Genomic DNA, 23,644 nt, shown 5'->3' with positions numbered 1-23,644 from the left:
TAACAATCCTCCTAATCTTGTCCCATCCAGCTTCTTAAAAGTTTAGCAAATTCTTCTGGTTTTTCTTTAGCTATTTTTTCCAATTGCTTTCTCCGTATATCGGATTCTGATTGTTCCGCATGTTGAATATCAGGTACTTCTGGGATCAGAGGTTCAGTAACCAACATTTCTTCTTCCACAATTTCCTCCTTATTTCTGTTTCGTATAAGAAGTATGATTAATAAAATTATAATTGCTAGCAATATTCCTCCAACTACATACATCCATGTTGGGATTAACGGTGTACTTACTTGTGGCGCTGTTACACCACCGGTAAACTCTTGAAACACAATTGAAGTGTTTTCGGTTGTTGTCTCACTTTCGAATTCTTCATCAATCGATGTTGCAATAATCGAATCTAAAATAGAGGCAATACCTTGTTCCACTGCGCTTTGATCCTGTGATGATAAGTATTCAACCTCTGTTCCACTTGAATTCCTGGCACTATCAACAGCAACTTGAATTCCTAAATCTCTAATTTTATATGGACTTTCTACAATCTCTTTTCGTATACGATTAAATTCATAATTTATTGTTTCTTTATCGAGCTCATAGTCGCCATCACCATTACCATCTTCTGCAGCTTGAAAATTTGTTACATCTTCGTCTCCTGTTCCCGGAACGCCGCCCTCTGCAGCATTGCCGGCATAAGATTCCTGAATCGTTTCTAGACTGACAGGAAGTCCCTCCATATTTTCAAGGTCCACTGGTTCCACTAGCTCTTCTGCTCTATTTTCTTGAGTAAAATCAACATCAGCAGTTACGGAAACAATTACATTATCCATTCCTACCATCATGCCAATCATTTGTTGCAGCCTCTGTCTAATATCTCGTTCGATATCTTGCTTTATCGCTTGCTGACTACTATAAACATCTTGTGCTGCAAATCCGCTATCTAATGTTCGATCAAAATACTCGAAATACTGATTCATGATAACAATATTATCTTCTGGTAAATTTGGCACAGCCTTTGAGACAAGCGTATATAAAGACTCAATTTGACTTCCTTTGAATTCGTATCCAGGCACTGTCGTCAACACAATGGATGCACTAGCTTCATCAACGGTCTCGTTTGCAAAAACCGGCTTTTCGGGCATATTAATCATGACTTGTGCATTTTCAATCCCATCAATGCCTGTCATTAAGTTAGCCAGCTCCGATTGCATCGCATCAAGTTTCATTATATTAAACTCATTATCTGTTATCCCAAAAGAAGAGTTCTCACTAAAAAACGAATAGTCAATATTTCCACTACTCGGTATGCCTTGACCTGCTAAGTCAACTAACAGTGTATCAACTTGTGCTTCAGGTACGGAAATCGTTGTACCGCCATCTTCTAACTCATAGGGTACACCTTTTGAATCTAACTCAGTTTTGATTTGTCCGACTTCTTGCAATGACAAATTATTATACAATGTGACAAATTTTGTGTTATTAACAAATAGGGAAATTCCAATTATTAAGAGTACAACAATTAAAACAGACCCTATAAATACCCCTTTCTGGCTTTTCGTTCGTTTCGTCCAGAAAGCAGTTAGATTTTCTTTCCATTTGGTTATCGTTTCATTCATATGTTCCCCCACCAACGTGCAATATGTTCACAATATAAGTTTGATATACTTTTACTTGAAGTTTGTTACATTACCTAAACCTGCATACGCATTATTTCATTATAGGCATCGATAACCTTCTTTTGAATTTGCACGGTAGCTTCAAGTGTAATACTAGATTTTTGTGCCGTAATCATTACATTATGTAAATCGTCAATGTTTCCCGCTGCCAATGCTTCAGTTGCTTTATCCGACTCCAACTGAACATTATTTAGATTTTCAATTGCGCCCTTTAATGTATCGGCAAAATTTGTTTGTGCTTCTTTCGGCGTAATCGGTGCATTTCCAATCATTTGTTGTGTAGGATTCACCTGTGATATATTGCTGAATAATGTACTCATTATATAGATCCCTTCTTATTTACCAATCTCTAATGCCTTCATCAACATACTTTTACTGGCATTCAATGCTGTAATATTTGCCTCATATGACCTTGTGGCACTCATTAAGTCTACCATTTCCTGTAATGGGTCTACATTTGGCATTTGAACATACCCAGCTTCGTTAGCATCGGGGTGTGTCGGATTGTATACAACCTTAAACGGATTATCATCCGCCCTAATTTCCGATACCGTTACATTTGAAATTGAGGAACTTTTATTCGTCGCATATTTTAATATAGAATTAAAGTTATTCTCACCAGATTCCATTACAACTACTTTTCTTCGATAGGGTTCATACTCACCATTTTCATTTACTGTTGCCCTGGTTGTTTGTGCATTTGCAATGTTTGAGGATACGACATCCATCCGTAATCGCTGTGTTGTTAATGCACTAGCACTAGCGTTAATTGCATTAAAAATCGACACAATTAATTACCTCCTCTTAAAACTGTTTGCAGACTACCAAACTTACCATTTATACGATCCACTAAACTATTATAATATATTTGATTCTTTGCCATTTCTGCCATTTCAACATCTACATCAACATTATTTCCATTATTATTGTAAGTCGTATTATCATTGGTAACTACTTGATATGGTTTGAACGTTGTTTGATTAAACGGAATGTGTTTTGAATGGGTAGTTTTCGGTTTGAACGAGGATTCAAGGGTATTATTTAATACATTTTTGAATACTACATCTTTTGATTTATAGTTCGGTGTATCGATATTTCCTATATTAGTAGAAATTGCGCGATTTTTAGCGGATGAATAATCAAGTGATTGCTCTAGTTTTTGAATGGTTCCACTAAATAACCCCATAATAAATCTCCTCCTATTTATTTTAGAAATGACGGTCAATAAAACCTTCTTTCATACGAATATTGTAATTTATAAAAGAGACAAAGTCTACTGATTTTCGACAAAATATACAGTTTGGAAACAAATGGTTCTTTTGAACTATTTTATTAATAGGTAAAACGGCCTAATCAATATATATATATATAATGCTCATTCATCTAATATTATGTCATTATACTAGTGAATCTTAAACCACCTTATTGTTAATAGTAAATTAGACTTAGTTAATTTGGCTTAAATTGAGAGCGAACTTAATCCTTTAATTTCGTCAACATAGTACCATTACTTAATTAAAAACATAGGCATTATTTCTAATGTTATTTATTGCTATGTGCATAAATCTAAAAAAGCTACGACTCATTTATTTATGAGTCCTAGCTTTTTTTAGATTTATCTTGTACGTAATTTTTCAAGTTCTACTAAGAATTTATCGTTTAGCACTTTAATATAAGTACCCTTCATACCTAATGAACGCGATTCGATAACACCAGCACTTTCAAGTTTACGTAAGGCATTAACAATTACAGATCTTGTAATTCCCACTCTATCTGCAATTTTACTTGCTACTAGAAGCCCTTCGTTACCGTTTAGTTCTTCAAAGATGTGATCAATTGCTTCTAATTCACTATAAGATAATGAACTAATCGCCATTTGTACAACCGCTTTACTTCTCGCTTCCATTTCAATTTCTTCAGTTTTCTCATGTAAGATTTCCATACCAACAACCGTTGCACCATATTCTGCAAGTAATAGGTCATCATCATTAAAGGTATCGTTCACTCTTCCAAGTACAAGCGTTCCTAGACGTTCCCCTCCACCAATAATAGGTACAACTGTTGTTAAACCGTTTTTGAATAAATCTTTGTTTTCAACAGGGAACACAGACTGTGGGCTATCGATATCAAGGTTTGCTGTTGTTTCATGAATGCTTGAAAGTCCTTGCGTATATTCTTCTGGGAATTGTCTTTCTTCAAGCATTTTTTTCATGCGTTCGTTTTCAACTTCTTTTGTTACCGCAAAACCTAATAACTTACCTCTTCTGCTAAGAATATAAATATTTCCCTCGATTACATCTCTTAAAGATGCAGACATATCGTTAAAATTCACCGATTTTCCTGTTGCCTTTTGTAACATTGCATTAATTTTTCTTGCGCGATCTAATAATTCCATGATAATCCTCCATTCAATTGTTTCATGTTATAGTATGAATTGACTTAAGTCTTTGTTTTGTACAATACTTTTTAATTTTTGGTCTACATAGTTCGGAGTGATTTCAATTTTCTCCATTGTTATTTCAGGTGATTCAAATGATAGATCCTCTAACAGTTTTTCCATTATCGTATGAAGCCTTCTTGCGCCAATATTATCTGTATCCTGATTTACTTGAAATGCAATCTCAGCAAGCCTATCTATAGCTTCGTCTGTAAAAACAACATCTATACCTTCTGTTTTTAATAATGCTTGATATTGTTTAATTAACGCATTTGAAGGCTCTGTTAAAATCAGTCTAAAATCCTCGGTCGACAACTTTTCAAGCTCCACTCGAATCGGAAATCTTCCCTGCAGCTCAGGTATTAAATTAGAAGGTTTCGCAATATGAAATGCGCCCGCCGCAATAAACAACATATGATCCGTTTTGACTGGACCGTGTTTCGTAACAACAGTGGAGCCCTCAACTATTGGCAGAATATCCCGTTGGACTCCTTCTCGCGAAACATTTGCCATATTTTCACCTTTACTTACTACTTTATCAATTTCATCAATAAAGATAATGCCAGCCTGTTCCGCTCGCTCTATTGCTATCTGGGCTACTTCTTCCATATCTACTAGCTTCTGTGCCTCTTGGTGTGTTAACACCTTTCTTGCTTCCTCGACAGGTAGTCTTCGTTTCTTTTTCTTACTTGGCATAAACTGTCCAAAAGCATCCTGCATATTCATGCCCATATGTTCCATACCCGATCCTTGCAACATATCAAACATAGATGGAGGCACTTCTTCGATTTCAACAGTGATCATTTGATCTTCAAGTTCTCCAAGTGCAAGTTTATGCTCGACTTGCCTGCGTTTGTTCTTAATATCTTCATCCTTGTCACTTGCATCATTTTCAGCTTGATCTGATTCTTGATTAGAAAAAAACATTTCAAACGGATTTTTAATGCCTGCTTGTTTCTTAGTCTGTGGAACTAATAAACTGACTAGCTTTTTGTTCGCTTTTCGCTGTGCTTCATCCATTACTTCATGCATTTTCTCTTCTTTAATCATTCGTACAGCCATCTCTACTAAGTCACGCACCATCGATTCTACATCACGGCCAACATAACCAACTTCTGTGAATTTAGTTGCTTCGACTTTTACAAATGGCGCACCAACAAGCTTCGCCAATCTTCTAGCAATTTCTGTCTTCCCAACTCCTGTAGGTCCAATCATTAAAATATTCTTAGGCATAATCTCTTCTTTTATCGCATCATCAAGCTGCATTCTTCGATAACGATTCCTAAGTGCAACAGCAACGGCTCTCTTTGCACTCTTTTGTCCGATGACATACTTATCCAACTGGCTTACAATTTGTTTTGGAGTGTAATCAATTCCCATGCTTTAGAAAGACCTCCCTTATTATTCAAGTACCTCTAAAGTAATATAATCATTTGTGAATACACAAATTTCACTAGCAACTTCTAACGCTGTTTGTGCTATATCTTTAGCAGATAACCCACTTGAATGTCTTACTAAAGCTCTTCCTGCGCTGAGTGCATAATTACCACCTGAACCAATTGCAAGTATTCCATCATCAGGCTCGATCACTTCCCCAGTTCCAGAAACTAAAAACATATGCTCTTTATTCATCACAATCAGCATTGCTTCTAATTTTCTCAATACTCGATCACTCCGCCATTCTTGCGCTAAGTCAACAGCAGCACGTGTTAAATTACCGTTAAAGGCTTCTAGTTTTCCTTCGAATTTCTCAAATAATGTAAACGCATCTGCTACTGAACCAGCAAAACCCGCTAAAACTTGACCTTCAAACAGTGTTCTAACTTTCTTTGCCTTGTGTTTCATTATTACGGAATTGCCTAATGTAACTTGACCGTCGCCACTCATAGCGCACTTTCCATTATGTTGAATAGCAAAAATAGTGGTAGCATGCATTTCATTTGTCAAAAACGATCACCTCTTTAGTAGCATTTAATCATTTGCTCTTGGATGACTCTTCATGTACACATCTCGTAAATGATCTTTTGTTACATGAGTATAGATTTGAGTGGAAGATAAATTATCATGCCCGAGTAGTTCTTGCACGGTACGGAGATCAGCACCTTCATTTAGTAAATGAGTTGCAAATGTATGCCGTAATTTATGTGGGTGTACATGAACAGTTAATGCCGCATTATCAACCATCTTATTCAGAATAAGTCGTATACCTCTTACTGTTAGTGTTCTACCACGTGCATTTAAGAATAGAGCGTCCGTTTCTATTCCTGATTTTTCCAGTAGCTTCTGTCTGCCTTCTTGTATGTACGTCTCCAAGGCAATTTCTGCATACCTTCCAAAAGGAACATAACGCTCTTTCCGACCCTTCCCTTTAATAAAGATGGTACCAATTGTAAAATCAATGTCGCCTAACTTAATGCCTTGACATTCACTTACTCTTATACCAGTACCATAAAGAGTTTCCAAGATTGCCTGATCACGTTGGCCTAAAGGTTCCGTCATATCACTTACTTCAAACAGCTTTTCTAGTTCCTCCATATATAAAAAACCTGGAATCGGTTTCGTTGTTTTAGGTAATGTTATTTGAATAAACGGATTGGTTTCAACTTGCTTCTCCCGTTCCATGAATTTATAAAAACTACGTAACGAAGAGATTTTTCTTGATACAGATCTTCTACTTAGTTTTTGATTATATAAATTCGTTAGGAACAATCGAACAACTTGATGATTAACATCGTTCAATTGATGAATCCCTTCTTGATTTAAAAATCCTGAGAAAGATTCCAGATCACTCTGATAACACTTCACGGTATACGGAGAAGCGTTTTTTTCTATCTGCAAATATTCAACAAATGATTGAAACTGAGTAAAGAATTCTTCCATTTTATGCACCTCAATAGGACTGCGAATAAATCATACCATACAAATCTTACTGATGCAATAAATTTGACTAAATTGCAACAAAATTCTGAATCGTAGCCAATTATGTATTAATGGTATTTTTCAAACGATTTGTTAATTTAGCTAATAAACTAAATTCGACCTACCAAAGCGATATTATAAATCCTTGAAACTGATTAGTCAACAAATATTAACGGTTTAACTGCCGATAAAGCGATTTAGTGAATTTTTTGTGAATCACCTTTATTAAAATGAATTGCTAATTTATTATTTCTAAATAGTTTTACCAAAATTCAATAAGTTAAACATCATTCATTTTTTTATGAAATTTTATTAAGAATCCGTTTTTACTAAACAAAACAATACTGCCCATCTTAAGCGATGGACAGTATTGAATTAGTTTTGTTCGTTTTCTTTATAGTCACAATTTGTACACTGCACTTGTGTTTCTTTCTTACTTTTCTTCTCTACTAAAAGCGAGTCACACTTCGGACATGGTCTAGCAATTGGTTTATCCCATGATACGAAGTCACATTCAGGGAATCGGTCACAGCCGTAGAAAGTTCGGCGTTTCTTAGATTTACGTTCTACTACGTTTCCTTCTTTACATGTCGGACATTTAACCCCAATTTCCTTTAAGATTGGTTTCGTATTCCGACACTCCGGAAAATTAGAACAAGCTAGGAATTTTCCATATCTTCCCATTTTATAAACCATTTCATGTCCGCAATTTTCACAGTCAATTCCAGCCGGTTCATCTTTAATCTCAATTTTTTCCATTTCTTTTTCTGCAGTTTCAAGTCGTTTACTAAATCCTTGGTAGAAATCATCGATTATCGTAACCCATTCTCGTTTACCATCTTCAATCGAATCTAGATCAGCTTCCATTTTTACTGTAAAATCAACATTAATGATTTCAGGGAAAAATTCTTCCACTAATTCATTAACGATTGTTCCGAGTTCGGTTGGCATAAATCGTTTATTATCAATTGATACATATCCTCTACGTTGAATCGTATCAATGGTTGGAGCATAGGTTGATGGTCTGCCAATTCCTAGTTCTTCCATCACTTGCACGAGTCTTGCTTCCGTAAATCTTGGGGGTGGCTGTGTGAAGTGTTGGTTCGGTATAATTTCTTTCGTATCAACAACCATCCCTTCTGTTAAATTAGGGAGTAGCTTATCTTCTACTTTTTTATTATCATCTGTTCCTTCAATATAGATCTTCATAAACCCTTTAAATTTAATCTTTGATCCAGTTGCACGAAATTCAACGCCATTATTAACCAAATGAACGGTCATTGTATCCATTACTGCAGGAGACATTTGACTAGCCAAGAATCGTTCCCAAATTAGTTTATATAATCGAAACTGGTCGTTAGATAGTATTTCTTTCAGCGAGCTAGGTTCTCTTAATACCGATGTAGGGCGAATTGCCTCATGCGCATCCTGGGCCCCTTCTTTATTCTTTGAAGGTGCACTTGTGCCAAGATACTCCTTACCATGTTTTTCTAAAATAAAGCCCCTTGCTTCTTCTTTAGCAGTATCAGAAATCCTTGTTGAATCCGTTCGCATGTACGTAATTAGTCCTGTAATACCGCCTGCTTTTCTGCCAAGGTCTATTCCTTCATATAATTGCTGTGCAACCATCATTGTTTTTCTTGCTCGGTAGTTTAATTTACGAGCTGCCTCTTGCTGTAAGGAAGATGTAATGAATGGTTTAGGTGCATTCCGTTTACGTTCCCGCTTGTTAATTTTCTCAATTTTAAATTTATCATTAGCTAATTTCTTTGTTATTTCCTGTACATCTGCTTCCGTTTTCAATTCTTGCTTTTCCCCATCAAGGCCATAAAATGAACCTTCAAACGAGTCTTTTTCATTGAGGAAGGTTGCTTCGATTGACCAGTATTCTTCTGGTTTAAAGTTCTCAATTTCTTTTTCGCGATCCAAGATCATCTTAAGCGCAACAGATTGTACACGTCCAGCACTTAGCCCTTTTTTAACTTTTTTCCAAAGTAACGGACTAATGTTGTAGCCAACTAATCGATCAAGAATACGTCTTGCTTGTTGTGCATCCACTAAATCAAGATCAATTGACCTAGGATGTTTAAATGATTCCTTAATTGCATCCTTTGTTATTTCATTAAAGACAACGCGACATTCTGAATTTTCATCTACATTTAAAATATGAGCTAAATGCCAGGCAATTGCTTCTCCCTCTCTGTCGGGGTCGGCTGCGAGATATATTTTTTTAGCTTTTTTTGCCGATTTCCGAAGCTCTTTTAATACATCACCTTTTCCACGGATTGTGATATATTTTGGATTAAAATTATCCTCAACATCAACACCCATCTGACTTTTAGGGAGGTCGCGTATATGACCCATTGATGCTTTTACTTCATATTTTTTTCCTAAATAACGTTCAATTGTTTTTGCTTTTGCTGGCGATTCTACAATTACTAGATATTCCGACATAATAAATCCTCCTAAAATGAGGTTGACAATTAATATTTTAAAATCTTTCACTAATAGTAAGGATAGAAGCTGTATTTGTCAATCTTACTACTCTTATTAATTAAACACTCATATATCATTCTTAGAAAACTTGTTGATATGCTTAAATACATTTATTAATTGAGGAAGTGTTATAGACTTTCTCATCTGCTAACATAATCTTCATGTAAATAATGTAGATTGATAATTTCTAATACGTTCCCAATCTTCCATTATATCCTTTGCATCTGTAACTAACTTAGCTCCATCCTGAATCAGTTGATGACATCCCTTTGTTTGAGGAACTATTGGAGAACCAGGTACAGCATAAACTTCTCTACCCTGATCCAAGGCCTGATCGACAGTAATTAATGTACCGCTTCTTTCCGTTGCTTCAATTACTAATGTTCCAAAGCTAAGTCCACTTATTATACGATTCCTTTCAGGAAAATGATACTTAGCTGGCGGGCGATTAGGAGCGTATTCCGAGATAATTAAACCCTTTTCAGCAATTTGGTGAAACAAGGGGAGGTTTTGTTTGGGATAGACATGATGAAATCCACCTCCCAATACTGCGATGGTTTTTCCATTATTTTTAAGAGATGTTTGATGTGCAAAACTATCAATTCCTTTTGCCATCCCGCTTACAATTAACCAGTCGTCCCCCACTAATGGTTTTACGATATGCTCAACCTTCTTCATCGCCTCATTCGATGGGTTTCTAGTTCCTATTACACTTAATGAGGGTGTAAACGACAATAATGATACATCACCAATTGCATATAATACTAGTGGCGCATCTTTAATTGTATTTAACATACGAGGATAGTCTTCGTCAAGTATTGTGACAGTTTTGAAGTTTGTTGAATCTGCAGTTAATTGTTTGCGTATACCTACATTATGAAGATCCTGAAAGAATAATGTAGCATTTTTCATTGGCAAATAAAATTGTTCACTAATTTGTGTGGGGGATAGTGAATAGATTTTTAATAAAGTGGGATCTTGAAAGAGGATTATTCGGATTATTCTTCTTGTTAATCCACGACATCTACTAATATGTATTAGCCGTTTTCGTTGCGGGTTCAAACCATCACTTCCTTTTCTTATTAATTTATAAAACTGGAACCAACAACAAGAAGGTTAGGTTCCAGTTCTTCTATCTTATATTAAGTTCAAGAATCAATATTATTAATGGGTTTTACATTTTTCTGCTAGTCCATTTTCTTCTAATACTCTTATCATTGTTTCTCCCATAACAGCAGGTGTTTCTGCAACAGAAATTCCACTAGCTTCCATCACACGAATCTTTTCTGCAGCCGTTCCTTTCCCACCTGAGATAATGGCACCAGCATGTCCCATTCGTTTCCCTGGAGGGGCTGTAGCACCGCCAATAAAGCCAACAACAGGTTTATTCATATTTGCTTTCACCCATTCTGCAGCCTCTTCTTCTGCCGTACCACCAATTTCTCCAATCATGATTACCGCTTCTGTTTGATCATCTTCATTAAATGCTTTTAAAACATCGATAAAGTTTGTCCCATTTACAGGGTCCCCACCAATACCGACCGCAGATGTTTGGCCATAACCTGCTTGTGTTAATTGATGAACTGCTTCATATGTCAACGTACCTGAACGCGATACAACGCCAATATGACCTTTTTTATGAATGTAGCCTGGCATAATTCCTACCTTTGTTTCATCAGCAGTGATTACTCCCGGGCAATTCGGTCCAATAAGACGAGTTTTCTTGCCTTCCATATAACGTTTCACTTTTACCATATCTAACACTGGGATATGCTCTGTAATACAAATTACTAGATCTAACTCTGCATCAACGGCTTCGATAATTGCGTCTGCTGCAAATGGTGCTGGTACATAAATCACTGAAACCGTTGCACCTGTTTCATCTACCGCTTCCTGTAAAGTATTAAATACTGGGACACCTTCTACTTCTGTCCCACCTTTTTTAGGTGTTACGCCACCAACTATTTTGGTGCCATACTCTAGCATTTGTTTCGTATGGAATGTAGCTGTAGACCCTGTAATTCCTTGGACAATTACTTTTGTATCTTTATTAATATATACACCCATTTATATGCCGCCCTTTCTATTATTTACTATTTTACTAAAGAAACGATTTTTTCAGCGCCATCAGCCATAGAGTCTGCAGCTGTTATATTAAGACCAGATTCTTTCAAAATATTCTTCCCTAATTCTACATTTGTTCCTTCTAAACGAACAACTAGTGGAATTTCTAATCCTACTTGTTTTGTTGCTTCGACAACACCTTCTGCAATTACATCACACTTCATAATTCCACCAAAGATATTCACAAAAATTCCTTTAACATTAGGGTCAGAAAGGATAATCTTAAATGCTTCGGTTACTTTCTCTGCTGTTGCACCGCCTCCAACATCGAGGAAGTTAGCTGGATCACCGCCATAATGTTTAATGATATCCATCGTTGACATAGCAAGACCAGCACCATTAACCATACATCCAATATTTCCTTCTAAGGAGATATAACTTAAGTCATATTTTGATGCTTCAATTTCTTTTTCATCTTCCTCTTCTAAATCGCGCAATTCTTGAATATCTTTATGACGATACAATGCGTTATCATCAAAGTTAAGCTTCGCATCAAGTGCAAGAACTTCACCATCACCAGTTGTAACTAATGGATTAATTTCTGCAATGGAACAATCTTTTTCGACAAATGCTTGATAAAGACTTGTCATAAATTGTACTGCTTTATTAATTAATTCGTTTGGTATATTAATATTGAATGCTAGTCTACGAGCTTGATAAGGAGAGAGGCCGATAGCAGGATCAATTACTTCCTTAAAAATTTTCTCTGGAGACTCTTCAGCTACTTCTTCAATCTCTGTTCCACCCTCTTCAGAAGCCATCATGACAACACGAGAGGTTGCGCGGTCAAGTACAACACCCACATAATATTCTTTTTGTATGTCACAGCCTTCTTCAATAAGTAAGCGTTTAACTTCTTTGCCTGCTGGACCCGTTTGATGGGTTACTAGCGTCTTTCCTAATATTTCATTCGCATATGTACGAACTTCGTCCAAGCTTTTAGCGACTTTAACACCACCAGCTTTTCCGCGTCCTCCTGCATGGATTTGCGCTTTTACAACGGTTACATTTGTGCCTAATTTTTCAGCAGCTTCTACAGCTTCGTCCACCGTAAATGCAACAAATCCATTAGGAACCTTGACACCAAACTCACGCAAGAGTTCTTTGCCTTGATATTCGTGAATGTTCATCTTTCATCCTCCTATCAATTTAACTGCAACTTCATTGTATTAAAAATTGACAAAATAAACAAGAATTATAGAATAGATTAATAATTCAAGAAAGAGATGAAGTCAATTTTCATCCCTTTTTTCCATATTCTGATCCGCACGGTAAATAAAAGCGAAAACTTCCGCAACAACTTTATACAACTCTTCAGGAATTACTTCATTAATATTTATTTCTGCTAATAACTCTACTAGTGAAGCATCTTCTATAATAGGTACATTATTTTCTTTTGCCTTCTTAATTATTTCATCCGCAATCATACCTTTACCAGTTGCAGATACTCTAGGAGCATAATCAGTTTCCGCCACATATTTGAGTGCAGCTGCTTTATTACGTTTTTCAGTCATATTCGATAATCAACTCCACCGTTTGCTTGATCCGCTTTATAATTAACCAGTTTTGTCTTTATTTGTTCTTTCTCTGTTAGAGGTTTTATGGATACACTGGACAGATGATAATTAAGGTCCTCTAATCCTTTTTTAAGCAATGGTTGCAAAGCATCTGCACTCACCTTTAGCTGATGAAAATCATTAAAGATTGTAATCGAAATAGATCGTCTCTGAATATTCATATCGATTACTGTCTCTTTTAATTTAGCAAGATCTAGATAAAATAATATTCTACAAAATTCTGGATTAATTTCTCCATCTTCTGTTTTTCTACTTTCAAAATCTAACTTAATATCGTTGGTTAAGCCTAGTTTTTCAGCGGGGATTTGCAAGTTGGCTTGGATAAAATTAGTAGATTCCTGTACGGAATTAATTTGCATGCCACTGATAAAATGCAGTAACTTCGTAGCCGGTTCTTTCAATAATCCATCATTATTTTGCAACAAGTGGAGCAGCATTTCCTTGATTGTTGTTTGTTGAATTTGCTCGTTTGCAACTTGATTTTCATATGATATTCCAGTAAGTAAAAGCGTTTGATTAAGCTGTTGTAAAAATTGCTGTTTAGAAGTTGCTGTAAGAAATGCCTGATTTGTGTTAATTGACGACAGGATGTTTTCTAGCATTGTATATGTTTGTTGATTGCGCAACATATGCAATAATGTTCGAACCTGCGCTAATTGTTTCGGATTATTTTCTAACTCTATAATTACTTGTGCCATTTCCTTCCCTAAAAATGGCGTCAATTCTTGAACGAGCTTTTGCTTAAGTACTGTAAATGCCATAGCTGATAGTGCCGAATTCGTTGAAATAGCGTCAGTTAAATTACTTGCAGATGTTTGTAATAAACTATCAACTTGAGTAAGGATGGATGCTCGGTTAACATTCAGCTGTTTTAAGGTTTGAAATATCCTGTTAAAATCTAAATTAAATGGCAGTTTAGGGTCAATTAATGATTGATTTGTATCATTTCTCTGATTAGCATTAAACTGCTCTATTCCATAGGATATTGACTTCCAAGCTGATTCCCATGTAGTGAAGTCAATGTTTTGATTTATTGCCCCTAATGTTTTAAACAACTGGTATAATGGTTGACTGTTTGAATTAATTTGTTTAACCAATGTCGTATGAGGGTCAGTTGGCTTTTCAGTCAACTGACTTAATTGGTTTGCGAGTTCTGGGTGCAGATTATTTTTCCTTAACTGATTCAATAAATCTTTCATTGATTCAATTTGTGTTGTTGAATCAGCTGTCTGAAGTGCTTCGAATATATACTGATTAATAGGTAATTTCCGTGAAATCATTTCTGTTAATACATTTTGTGTCTGCGCATTACCCTTTTTTCTGTCCAATAGCTGAATAGCATCGATTAACTGTGTCTTATTAAAAGTAATGTTCCTATCTAAAAGCTGTTCTACCAATGCTATATTGGCTTTTGTTGTTTTTAACCCTAAATGCTTCAGTAAACGATCAGCATTTGTTTTTGTATGGCTTGTTAATGGTTTACCAATCACCTTTAACGGTATAACATTACCGGTTGACTGTACTTGGAAATGATACTTTTCACCGACCAGAAGATTAGCTTCAAGTTGAGCAGTCATTTTTTGCATTCCTAGTAGTATTTGTGCTTTATTATTAGGATATAATTGCAATATTTTTCCTTCAACGATTTGTCCAGTTCGCAATTTTTGTTGAGGTTCTAATGCTGGATTAATTCGTGTTCCTACTATTTTATTAATACTCACGGAGACTCACTCCCTTACCTATTCATAATCTATAACAGCTCACCTCATGATATAGTAAGTACATCCCGCACTGGAGCAAACGACTTTCTATGATATGGTGTTGCTCCATATGCTTTTAACATGTCCATATGATGCTTTGTGCCATAACCCATATTTGAAATGAAATCATAATTTGGATATTTTTGATGTATTTCTTTCATTAATATGTCACGTGATACTTTTGCTAAAATACTTGCCGCTGCAATACTAATACTTTTTGCGTCCCCTTTGATGATTGACTCGGATGTGCAAGGGAGACCATTTAGATGGACCGCATCAATTAGTACATGATCTGGTTTCGGTTCGAGCTGATTGACAGCTTCTCTCATTGCTAATTTTGTTGCCTCAAATATATTAACTTCATCGATTGTTTCATTGCTAATGATAGAAACTCCATAGCTAATAGCTTCCTTTTTAATGATAGAATAAAACTTTTCTCTTGTTGCTTCATTTATTTGCTTGGAATCATTTAATCCAAGCAGTTTAAAATCGTGTGGCAAGATAACTGCTGCAGCAACGACTGGTCCTGCAAGCGGTCCTCTTCCTGCCTCATCAATGCCAGCTACAAATTGTTTACCTTTTCCAAAGGCTGACTGTTCATAATGGCACATTTCCAGATAGTTCTTCTCTAGTTCTCTTTCCTTTGCCAGACGTTTTTCGTATGTATGAATTAATTTTTGAACACCTTTCCGTTCATCCTTCATTAATTCCTCAAGTATTTCTTCATTTACTTTATCATTATCTAGCATATTTTTTATAATTGAAATCGTTTGTTTCCCCATGATGACACCTTTCTTTCTATTATATATCGTTAAAAAATGATCTATCTTAATTGTTTATCATGATTTTATATAAACTGCGAACTAGGCGCAATGTTGATTTCCGCTGCGGACAGTCGCGCATCCGGAGGGCTCGAGCTGAGCCCCTAGCAAAGAACGCTATGGTCTCAACATCTTCGCTGTTCCCGCAGGAGTCACCTGTCCTCCGCTGCAATCAACAGTCGTAAGAGAGAGAAATGCTATCTCTTTTTATAGAGAGACAGTAAATTATATTTTCTCGCACCATCTTAGCGGAAGAAATACACGAAGACTCCTGCGGGAAGAAATGCCTAAGTGAGACTTCGAAGTGCTTCAGCACAAGAAGGCTCACCAGCTCCCCTAAGGTGCGCGAAGTGTATTTCTGGAGCGACACGCACGAGAGACCTTAGCATATTAAACTAGTTTGCACTTTTACATCAAAGAAGCATCAATAGCCGCAACCAGCCAAGATAAAAAACAGACATCCATCCGCAAAATTAAGATGCATGCCTTATTGATTATTCAGGTGATTCAAGTGTTATATTACCGAGTCTTCCTGCACGAAGGTCTTGCAGTACGATTTCTGAGACTTTATCGAGGTTAACATTTCCGCCACTCTCCAATGCACCTCTTTGCTTGCCTATTAATTCAAATATCTCCCACATATCTTCCATATCATGTTCAATATTAAATCTCTCTTTAAGTAGTGCAGGATAATGAACTTGTAAGTATTTGATTACAAAAGCAACAATATCTTGAAGTGATAATAATTGATCTTTTATCGTGCCAATTGCTGCTAAACGATAACCAACCATTTGATCCTCAAATTTCGGCCATAAAATACCTGGTGTGTCCAGTAATTCAAAATCCTTCTTTACCTTTATCCATAATTGGTGCTTTGTGATACCAGGTCTATCTCCTGTTTGTGCAACTTTCTTATTCGCTAAACGATTAATTAATGTTGACTTACCAACATTAGGAATGCCAACTATCATTGCTCTAGCAGGTCTCGGTTGTATACCTTTTTTCATCAGCTTATCCATTTTTTCCTGTCCAAGAGATTTAGCTAGCTGAATAACTTTCTTTATATCTGTTTTCTCATTTACGTCCACGGCAATCGCTGGAATATCTTTATCTTTAAAGTAGTTAATCCAGTTCTCTGTTACGCGTTGGTCGGCTAAATCTCTTTTCATTAAAACAATCATTTTAGTTTTACTTTGCAATACTTGTTGTAGCATTGGGTTTTGTGATGAAAGTGGTGCTCTTGCATCAACCAATTCCATTACAAAATCAACAAGCTTTAACTTTTCCTCTACTTGCCGTCTTGCTTTTGCCATATGCCCTGGAAACCATTGTATTATCATATTTCACCCTACTCTCCTACTATTTGTAGTCGATCAAATGGCCAGTAAATCAGTTCTGTCTTGCCAACAACTTGATCCATTGGAATTACACCTAATACCCGGCTATCAGTTGAATTACGACGATTATCACCAAGAACAAGTACATGTTCCTCAGGAATAACTTCATATTCTCCCGGTAAATTCTCAAGTGTAAAATCATTCGTTAATATTTCATAAGACTCCATTTCGTCCTTTTGATCCTGTAAAAATGGTTCAGCAACTTCTTCACCATTAATGTATAATACATCATCTTTCATTTCAACATGCTCACCAGGTAAACCAATAATGCGCTTAATAAAGTCTTTCTCTGTATTAGCATGAAAGACGATAATATCAAAACGCTCCGGTTCCCAGAATCGATACGTAAATTTATTTACAATCATCTGATCACGATCATGTAACGTCGGCTGCATGGATGGACCATCAACAATGATTGGCGTAAATAAAAACATCCGAATTATAAGTGCCAACCCAAGTGCAACTAATAAAGCCTTTATCCAGTCTAACCATTCATTTTTTTTCTTAGCCATGCTTATTCCTCCAAGCACCCAGTTTTCACATTTTAGATTCTTTAAAGTAAAAAAAGAAGCTTGTGCACATTGCCAAGCTCCTTTCTGTTTTTTCGATTCGTGAATTAGAAACGGCGTTCTCTGATACGCGCAGCTTTTCCACGTAGATTACGAAGATAGTATAATTTCGCACGACGTACAACACCGTGACGAGTAACTTCGATTTTGTCTACTCGAGGTGAATGGATTGGGAATGTACGTTCAACACCTACACCGTAAGAGATTTTTCTTACTGTGAAAGTTTCGCTAATTCCACCATTTTGACGTTTGATAACAACACCTTCGAATATCTGTATACGTTCACGAGTTCCTTCAACAACTTTAACGTGTACCTTTACAGAATCCCCTGCACGGAACTCGGGATGATCAGTGCGAAGTTGATCTTTTGTAATGTCTGCAATAAGTTTTTGCATAGTTTATTCTCCTTCCAACCAATGTTCATCATTCACTACTGAACAGCGGAACATCGTTTATAGTGACTTAAGCGTACTTAAGCACAATAATTAATATATCATAAGACAACCTGGAGTTCAACAATATATTGTTATATTTCGATAGATTTTATTGTTTCTTAATCTCATTTAGTAACTGCTGCTCTTGTGGTGACAAAGAAAGACCCTCGAATAAATCCTTTCGTCTTTCATAAGTCCGTTTTAAAGATTGTTTTGTCCGCCAAGTTTCAATCTTAGCATGGTCACCCGACAATAATACTTCTGGAACCTTCATCCCTCTAAAATCAGCTGGTCTAGTATAATGTGGATGTTCTAATAATCCCGTGGAGAAGGAATCCATTGGTGCAGACTGTTCATTACCGAGAACATCTGGAAGTAAGCGCACAACGCTATCGACAACTACCATTGCTCCTAGCTCTCCACCAGTTAAAACATAGTCCCCAATCGATATTTCATCTGTTACAAGATGCTCTCTAATTCGCTCATCATAACCCTCATAATGGCCGCAAATGATTACAAGATGCTCTTCCTTTGCCAGCTCTTCTGCTTTCTGTTGGTTATAAGGCTCACCCTGCGGACACATTAATATGATTCTTGGTTTTGTTGCCTTTGTGCTAGTAACTGCTTCGACTGCATCAAAAACGGGTTGTGGCTGCAATACCATTCCTGCACCACCACCATATGGATAATCGTCTACTTTTGCATGTTTATTATCCGAGTATTCCCTAAAGTCAACAAGATTATAACTATATTTTCCTTTTTCACGTGCCTTATTCAATATAGAAGATTGAAAAACTCCAGGAAACATTTCAGGAAAAAGCGTTAAAATATCAATATGCATTAATCCAGCAATCCTTCCATTGGTTCAATTACGATTTTCTTTGTTTCCACATCAATTTCTTTTACAACTTCTTCGATATATGGAATAAGTAAGTCCTTACCTTTTTCTTGCTTTACAACCCATACGTCATTCGCACCTGGTGACAGTATTTCTTTAATTACACCAAGTTTATCACCACTTATTGTAAGAACTTCACAGCCAATAATCTCATGATAATAGAATTCATGCTCGTCCAGTTCTTTTTGCTGTTCTTCTGCTATCTGTAGCTTAGATCCTTTAAAATGCTCTACATCATTAATATTATTATATCCTTCAAAATGAATAAGATCGAAGCCTTTATGCATGCGATGTCCATCAATGGTTAATTCTAAAAGAGTTCCGTTTTCCTTTGCGATATACACCTTTTCCCCTACAGCAAAGCGTTCTTCAAAATCAGTGATGCGAAGTACCTTAATCTCGCCTCGGATACCATGTGTATTTACAATCTTACCGATATTAAACATTTGTCCTGCCATTCTATCACCTGCTACTCATCTATTCTAATTACAACATCATCTTTAATAATAATTGCTGCATTATCAATATCATTCCAATGCGATCCCTCTGTTACTTCAACAAGAGCTTCAACTTCTTTTTCAATAATTTCACTGCCTATTTCAAGCATGTCCAGTTGTTCCGTCTTAAAATCAACTAACTTAATCTTTTCTTTACGATTATCTATTTCCTGCTGAAATCGCTGTGTGATTTCTTGTTTGGATACGCCTGTTTTATTTTGTAACTTTCTTTTCTCAAAGAGGAGTTGTTGACACTCTTGTTCAAGTCGCATTTTCTGTTCGTTAAATTTGCGAGTAATTTTCTCTTTGCTTTTCTCTGTGACAATTTGTTTGATTAGGACCTTCTTGATTATTTTCAACTTTTCTCCTCACTCTCACAAAACGTCTTAATATCCAGCAATGATGCGTAAAAGGGAAAGGTATCCCCTTTCCCTTTACATTATATCTAAATAAATACGCTTCTTGCTTTTCTGTTTTGTTGCATACACCACTGTTCGAATCGCTTTTGCAATACGCCCGTTTTTGCCAATCACCTTTCCAACATCATCACCGTGAACCGTTAGATGATAAACAATTTTTGTTTCCTCTTCCGATTCCGTTATTACGATGTCCTCAGGGTGATCAACAAGCGGCGTGACAATTGATTCTATTAGGGCTTTCATGATATCACACTACTTTACTTTTGGTTTTTAGAGTCGTGGAATTTCTTCATGATGCCTTCGTTTGAGAATAGATTGCGGACTGTATCACTTGGTTTTGCACCTTTTGTCATCCAATCAAGCGCTTTTTCTTCATCTATTTTAACTTCAACTGGATTAACTACTGGATTGTATGTTCCAATTTGTTCAATAGAACGTCCGTCACGAGGAGAACGTGAATCAGCAACAACGATACGATAAAATGGATTTCTTTTAGAACCCATACGTTTTAAACGAATTTTAACTGCCATTTATTTGCACCTCCATAAAAATGTTATTCACAATTTAAGATTCTAACAGATATTTGTTAGTCTGTAAAGTATTTTTCCATTACAACATTAAAAAGTATAAAATACAGTCCGTATCTTTTATACGGGAACTGGGCACGGCCACCCTGCGATCAAGGTCTAATGGTCTTTCTGTGACCTCCTGACATGATAAAGAAGACTTGCCGATTGGTGAAACCAAGGGCTTAGTCGCACATCTTTGGGTTGAAAGACAACATCAATTCGAATAGCTCCCAAAGAGTTTCCTTTATCCCTTAAAGTCCAGACGTACTACCTAAACGGTCGCCTTTGCTTTTATATTTTACATGAATGGAAATTTCATTCCTTTGCCTTTTTTCCCTTTTTGCATGTTCGTCATTTGCTTCATCATTTTTTTCATTTCATCAAATTGCTTAAGCAAACGATTCACTTGGGAAACATTCGTTCCTGACCCTTTTGCAATCCTCTTTTTACGGCTTGCATTCATAATACTTGGGTCTTGCCTTTCTTTTTTCGTCATAGACTGAATTATCGCCTCGACATGCACAATTTGCTTCTCATCGATTTGTGCATTTTTGAGCCCTTTCATTTTGTTTGCACCTGGAATCATTGATATTAACTCATCGAGGGGTCCCATATTTCTAACCTGGCCCATTTGCTCCAGAAAATCATCAAATGTAAATGACATGGTTCTCATTTTCTCTTCTAGCTCTTTTGCTTGTTTCTCATTTACACTTGTTTGTGCTTTTTCAATTAATGAAAGAACGTCACCCATGCCGAGAATTCTGGATGCCATTCGTTCAGGATGGAAGGCTTCTAACTGATCAAGCTTTTCACCCATCCCTGCAAATTTAATTGGCTTACCAGTTACAGCCTTAATTGAAAGTGCTGCACCACCACGTGTATCACCATCAAGCTTCGTCAAAATAACACCAGATATATCTAATTGTTCATTAAAGCTCTCTGCAACATTTACTGCATCTTGACCTGTCATGGAATCAACCACAAGGAAGATTTCATCAGGGTTTACGGTTGACTTAATTTGTTGTAATTCATCCATTAAATTTGTATCAACATGCAGTCGACCTGCAGTATCGATTATGACATAATCATGATGCTCTTCTTTTGCTCTCTCAATTGCTTGCTTGGCAATATCTACCGGACTAACCTCTGTTCCAAGCGAAAAAACTGGCATGTCTAATTGTACGCCTAATGTTTCTAACTGCTTAATCGCTGCCGGACGATATACATCACAAGCTACCAGTAATGGTGAACGATTGTGTTTCTTGCGTAATAGATTAGCAAGCTTTCCTGTTGTCGTCGTTTTACCCGCACCTTGGAGACCTACCATCATAATTACCGTTGGTGGACGATCGCTAACAGCAATCTTACTTTGTTCTCCACCCATCAAAGCTGTCAATTCTTCTTTAACCACTTTAATTACTTGCTGTCCAGGTGTTAGGCTTTCCATTACTTCCTGTCCAACAGCACGTTCTTTAATTCGATTAATTAAATCTTTTACCACCTTAAAGTTTACATCTGCTTCCAGTAATGCTAAGCGCACTTCACGGGTCATTTCTTTTACATCTTGTTCAGAAACCTTCCCCTTACCGGTAATCTTTTTAATGGTACTTTGCAGGCGGTCGGCCAATCCTTCAAATGCCATAGAAGGTGTCCTCCTAATCTAATTCTTTTAATTGTTTTATTAAATTTAACGTATTTTCATCAGTTATCGATGATTCTATTTCCGTAATAATTGATAAACGCTGTTCAAATTTCTCGTATAAATGAAGCTTTTCTTCATATGTTTCAAGCATTGCTTCTGTACGTTTGATATTATCATATACCGCTTGGCGTGACACATGAAATAATTCAGATATTTCCCCGAGAGAATAATCCTCTAAATAATATAATTCCATGTAATTACGTTGCTTGGGTGTTAACAATGCTTGATAAAAATCCAATAAATAATTTACTCTGTTCGTTTTTTCCAGCATCCTATTCACCCCTTGTTAAGTGAAAATCCTTTACGTTTTATCATACTGGATTTTGACGTTCTGTCAAGGGATATTACTTTCTATTCTTCGTCAAGCATATCGGCAAATAGCCCATATACGAAGGCCTCTGCATCGAATTCCTGGAGATCATTTATTTGTTCACCTAGTCCGACAAATTTCACTGGAAGATTTAGCTCATGACGAATCGCCAAGACGATTCCACCTTTTGCTGTTCCGTCTAATTTCGTTAATACAATTCCTGTAACATCGGCAGCTTCTGAGAAAGTTTTCGCCTGACTCAATGCATTTTGCCCTGTAGTTGCATCAAGAACGAGTAAAACTTCATGTGGCGCTCCAGGCACTTCGCGTTCAATTACTCGTTTTACTTTAGATAATTCATTCATTAGATTTACCTTATTCTGCAATCTTCCAGCTGTGTCACATAATAACACATCAGCATTTCGTGATTTTGCAGCCTTAATCCCATCGAATATAACTGCCGCCGGATCACTCCCTGAACTTTGTTTCACAACATCGACGCCTGCGCGTTCTCCCCATACTTCAAGCTGTTCAATCGCACCCGCACGGAATGTATCTCCTGCCGCCAATACGACTCGTTTTCCTTGCTGTTTCAATTGATTTGCCAGCTTTCCAATGGAAGTCGTTTTTCCAACACCATTTACACCAACAACTAAAATAACGGTTAACTCTTTTTCCTGAATATTCAAGGATTCTATTTGTTCATCATCATCCCCATAATAGATTTCCACTAGTTTCTCGGAGATAACGTCCTTTACTTCTTTTGTATCCTTTATATTTTGCCTCTTCACTTCCATCTTCAATTCTTCTATTAAATCCATAACAGTCATTACACCAACATCGGCAGTAATTAGTACTTCTTCTAATTCCTCAAAAAAATCCTCATCTACTTTACGATATCTTGCCATTAAATCATTTAATTTAGAGGAAAACGAATTTCTCGTTTTTTTCATACCTTCTATATACTTTTCGGAAACCTCTTCTGTTTCTGTATCTTTCTTAAATCGATTTTTTAATTTATCCATGAATCCCATATTAAAACTAC

Annotated in this window: 26 protein-coding genes; all 26 read right to left on the bottom strand. The window is 36.4% G+C overall.

Annotation, left to right across the window (positions count from 1 at the left end; all coding sequences use genetic code 11):
* Window positions 1-11: 11 nt before the first annotated feature.
* The 26 genes from fliF to ftsY all read right to left on the bottom strand — a co-directional run bounded on the left by fliF (window position 12) and on the right by ftsY (window position 23,633).
* Entirely contained in the window at window positions 12-1,610 is a 1,599-nt protein-coding gene (gene fliF, locus CUC15_RS09170) for a flagellar basal-body MS-ring/collar protein FliF (protein WP_114916373.1), read from the bottom strand.
* Between the two features lie 74 nt (window positions 1,611-1,684).
* Window positions 1,685-1,990 carry a flagellar hook-basal body complex protein FliE gene (gene fliE, locus CUC15_RS09165; protein WP_114916372.1) on the bottom strand — a complete coding sequence of 102 codons (306 nt, stop codon included), beginning with the start codon at window positions 1,988-1,990 and terminating at the stop codon, window positions 1,685-1,687.
* A gap of 15 nt (window positions 1,991-2,005) precedes the next feature.
* On the bottom strand, window positions 2,006-2,458 hold the full coding sequence (gene flgC, locus CUC15_RS09160; RefSeq protein WP_114916371.1) for a flagellar basal body rod protein FlgC: 453 nt from the start codon (window positions 2,456-2,458) through the stop codon (window positions 2,006-2,008).
* 2 nt (window positions 2,459-2,460) lie between these two features.
* Complete coding sequence (gene flgB / locus CUC15_RS09155; protein WP_114916370.1) at window positions 2,461-2,856, bottom strand: flagellar basal body rod protein FlgB; 396 nt, start codon at window positions 2,854-2,856, stop codon at window positions 2,461-2,463.
* 429 nt (window positions 2,857-3,285) lie between these two features.
* Complete coding sequence (gene codY / locus CUC15_RS09150) at window positions 3,286-4,065, bottom strand: GTP-sensing pleiotropic transcriptional regulator CodY (RefSeq protein WP_114916369.1); 780 nt, start codon at window positions 4,063-4,065, stop codon at window positions 3,286-3,288.
* Window positions 4,066-4,092: 27 nt separating this feature from the next.
* On the bottom strand, window positions 4,093-5,487 hold the full coding sequence (hslU, locus tag CUC15_RS09145) for an ATP-dependent protease ATPase subunit HslU (RefSeq protein ID WP_114916368.1): 1,395 nt from the start codon (window positions 5,485-5,487) through the stop codon (window positions 4,093-4,095).
* 21 nt (window positions 5,488-5,508) lie between these two features.
* Window positions 5,509-6,054 (bottom strand): ATP-dependent protease subunit HslV, encoded by a 546-nt coding sequence (gene hslV, locus CUC15_RS09140; RefSeq protein ID WP_114916367.1) that lies wholly within the window; start codon window positions 6,052-6,054, stop codon window positions 5,509-5,511.
* Window positions 6,055-6,078: 24 nt separating this feature from the next.
* Window positions 6,079-6,987 carry a tyrosine recombinase XerC gene (gene xerC / locus CUC15_RS09135; RefSeq protein WP_114916366.1) on the bottom strand — a complete coding sequence of 303 codons (909 nt, stop codon included), beginning with the start codon at window positions 6,985-6,987 and terminating at the stop codon, window positions 6,079-6,081.
* 414 nt (window positions 6,988-7,401) lie between these two features.
* Complete coding sequence (gene topA, locus CUC15_RS09130) at window positions 7,402-9,480, bottom strand: type I DNA topoisomerase (RefSeq protein WP_114916365.1); 2,079 nt, start codon at window positions 9,478-9,480, stop codon at window positions 7,402-7,404.
* A gap of 201 nt (window positions 9,481-9,681) precedes the next feature.
* Window positions 9,682-10,584, bottom strand: coding sequence for a DNA-processing protein DprA (dprA, locus tag CUC15_RS09125; RefSeq protein WP_114916364.1), 903 nt, complete (start codon window positions 10,582-10,584; stop codon window positions 9,682-9,684).
* A 102-nt stretch (window positions 10,585-10,686) separates the two neighbouring features.
* Entirely contained in the window at window positions 10,687-11,589 is a 903-nt protein-coding gene (gene sucD / locus CUC15_RS09120) for a succinate--CoA ligase subunit alpha (RefSeq protein ID WP_114916363.1), read from the bottom strand.
* 26 nt (window positions 11,590-11,615) lie between these two features.
* Window positions 11,616-12,776, bottom strand: a complete 1,161-nt coding sequence (gene sucC, locus CUC15_RS09115; RefSeq protein ID WP_114916362.1) for an ADP-forming succinate--CoA ligase subunit beta — start codon at window positions 12,774-12,776, stop codon at window positions 11,616-11,618.
* 102 nt (window positions 12,777-12,878) lie between these two features.
* Window positions 12,879-13,160, bottom strand: a complete 282-nt coding sequence (locus CUC15_RS09110; RefSeq protein WP_114916361.1) for an EscU/YscU/HrcU family type III secretion system export apparatus switch protein — start codon at window positions 13,158-13,160, stop codon at window positions 12,879-12,881.
* Window positions 13,157-14,944 (bottom strand): hypothetical protein, encoded by a 1,788-nt coding sequence (locus CUC15_RS09105; RefSeq protein WP_114916360.1) that lies wholly within the window; start codon window positions 14,942-14,944, stop codon window positions 13,157-13,159. Before CUC15_RS09105 ends, CUC15_RS09110 begins: the two co-directional genes overlap by 4 nt.
* A gap of 44 nt (window positions 14,945-14,988) precedes the next feature.
* Window positions 14,989-15,765 (bottom strand): ribonuclease HII, encoded by a 777-nt coding sequence (locus tag CUC15_RS09100; protein ID WP_114916359.1) that lies wholly within the window; start codon window positions 15,763-15,765, stop codon window positions 14,989-14,991.
* Window positions 15,766-16,298: 533 nt separating this feature from the next.
* Window positions 16,299-17,144, bottom strand: coding sequence for a ribosome biogenesis GTPase YlqF (gene ylqF, locus CUC15_RS09095; RefSeq protein ID WP_114916358.1), 846 nt, complete (start codon window positions 17,142-17,144; stop codon window positions 16,299-16,301).
* 8 nt (window positions 17,145-17,152) lie between these two features.
* Window positions 17,153-17,713, bottom strand: a complete 561-nt coding sequence (gene lepB, locus CUC15_RS09090) for a signal peptidase I (protein ID WP_114916357.1) — start codon at window positions 17,711-17,713, stop codon at window positions 17,153-17,155.
* A 104-nt stretch (window positions 17,714-17,817) separates the two neighbouring features.
* Window positions 17,818-18,165 (bottom strand): 50S ribosomal protein L19, encoded by a 348-nt coding sequence (gene rplS / locus CUC15_RS09085; RefSeq protein ID WP_114916356.1) that lies wholly within the window; start codon window positions 18,163-18,165, stop codon window positions 17,818-17,820.
* Between the two features lie 148 nt (window positions 18,166-18,313).
* Entirely contained in the window at window positions 18,314-19,045 is a 732-nt protein-coding gene (trmD, locus tag CUC15_RS09080; RefSeq protein ID WP_114916355.1) for a tRNA (guanosine(37)-N1)-methyltransferase TrmD, read from the bottom strand.
* Window positions 19,045-19,560, bottom strand: a complete 516-nt coding sequence (gene rimM / locus CUC15_RS09075) for a ribosome maturation factor RimM (RefSeq protein WP_114916354.1) — start codon at window positions 19,558-19,560, stop codon at window positions 19,045-19,047. Before rimM ends, trmD begins: the two co-directional genes overlap by 1 nt.
* Window positions 19,561-19,571: 11 nt before the next feature.
* Window positions 19,572-19,958 carry a YlqD family protein gene (locus tag CUC15_RS09070; protein WP_114916353.1) on the bottom strand — a complete coding sequence of 129 codons (387 nt, stop codon included), beginning with the start codon at window positions 19,956-19,958 and terminating at the stop codon, window positions 19,572-19,574.
* 75 nt (window positions 19,959-20,033) lie between these two features.
* Window positions 20,034-20,261 (bottom strand): KH domain-containing protein, encoded by a 228-nt coding sequence (locus CUC15_RS09065; RefSeq protein WP_114916352.1) that lies wholly within the window; start codon window positions 20,259-20,261, stop codon window positions 20,034-20,036.
* A 14-nt stretch (window positions 20,262-20,275) separates the two neighbouring features.
* A complete protein-coding gene (gene rpsP, locus CUC15_RS09060; protein WP_114916351.1) occupies window positions 20,276-20,548 on the bottom strand; it encodes a 30S ribosomal protein S16 in 273 nt (90 codons plus the stop codon).
* A 337-nt stretch (window positions 20,549-20,885) separates the two neighbouring features.
* Window positions 20,886-22,229 carry a signal recognition particle protein gene (gene ffh / locus CUC15_RS09055; RefSeq protein WP_114916350.1) on the bottom strand — a complete coding sequence of 448 codons (1,344 nt, stop codon included), beginning with the start codon at window positions 22,227-22,229 and terminating at the stop codon, window positions 20,886-20,888.
* Window positions 22,230-22,242: 13 nt separating this feature from the next.
* Window positions 22,243-22,560, bottom strand: a complete 318-nt coding sequence (locus tag CUC15_RS09050; protein ID WP_114916349.1) for a putative DNA-binding protein — start codon at window positions 22,558-22,560, stop codon at window positions 22,243-22,245.
* Between the two features lie 80 nt (window positions 22,561-22,640).
* Window positions 22,641-23,633, bottom strand: coding sequence for a signal recognition particle-docking protein FtsY (gene ftsY, locus CUC15_RS09045; RefSeq protein ID WP_114916348.1), 993 nt, complete (start codon window positions 23,631-23,633; stop codon window positions 22,641-22,643).
* Window positions 23,634-23,644 lie beyond the last annotated feature (11 nt).

The sequence above is a fragment of the Oceanobacillus zhaokaii genome, assembly GCF_003352005.1.
Classification (GTDB): domain Bacteria; phylum Bacillota; class Bacilli; order Bacillales; family Amphibacillaceae; genus Oceanobacillus; species Oceanobacillus zhaokaii.
The sequence above is the reverse complement of the archived record's forward strand: the minus strand, read 5'-3'. Positions and strand labels throughout refer to the sequence as shown.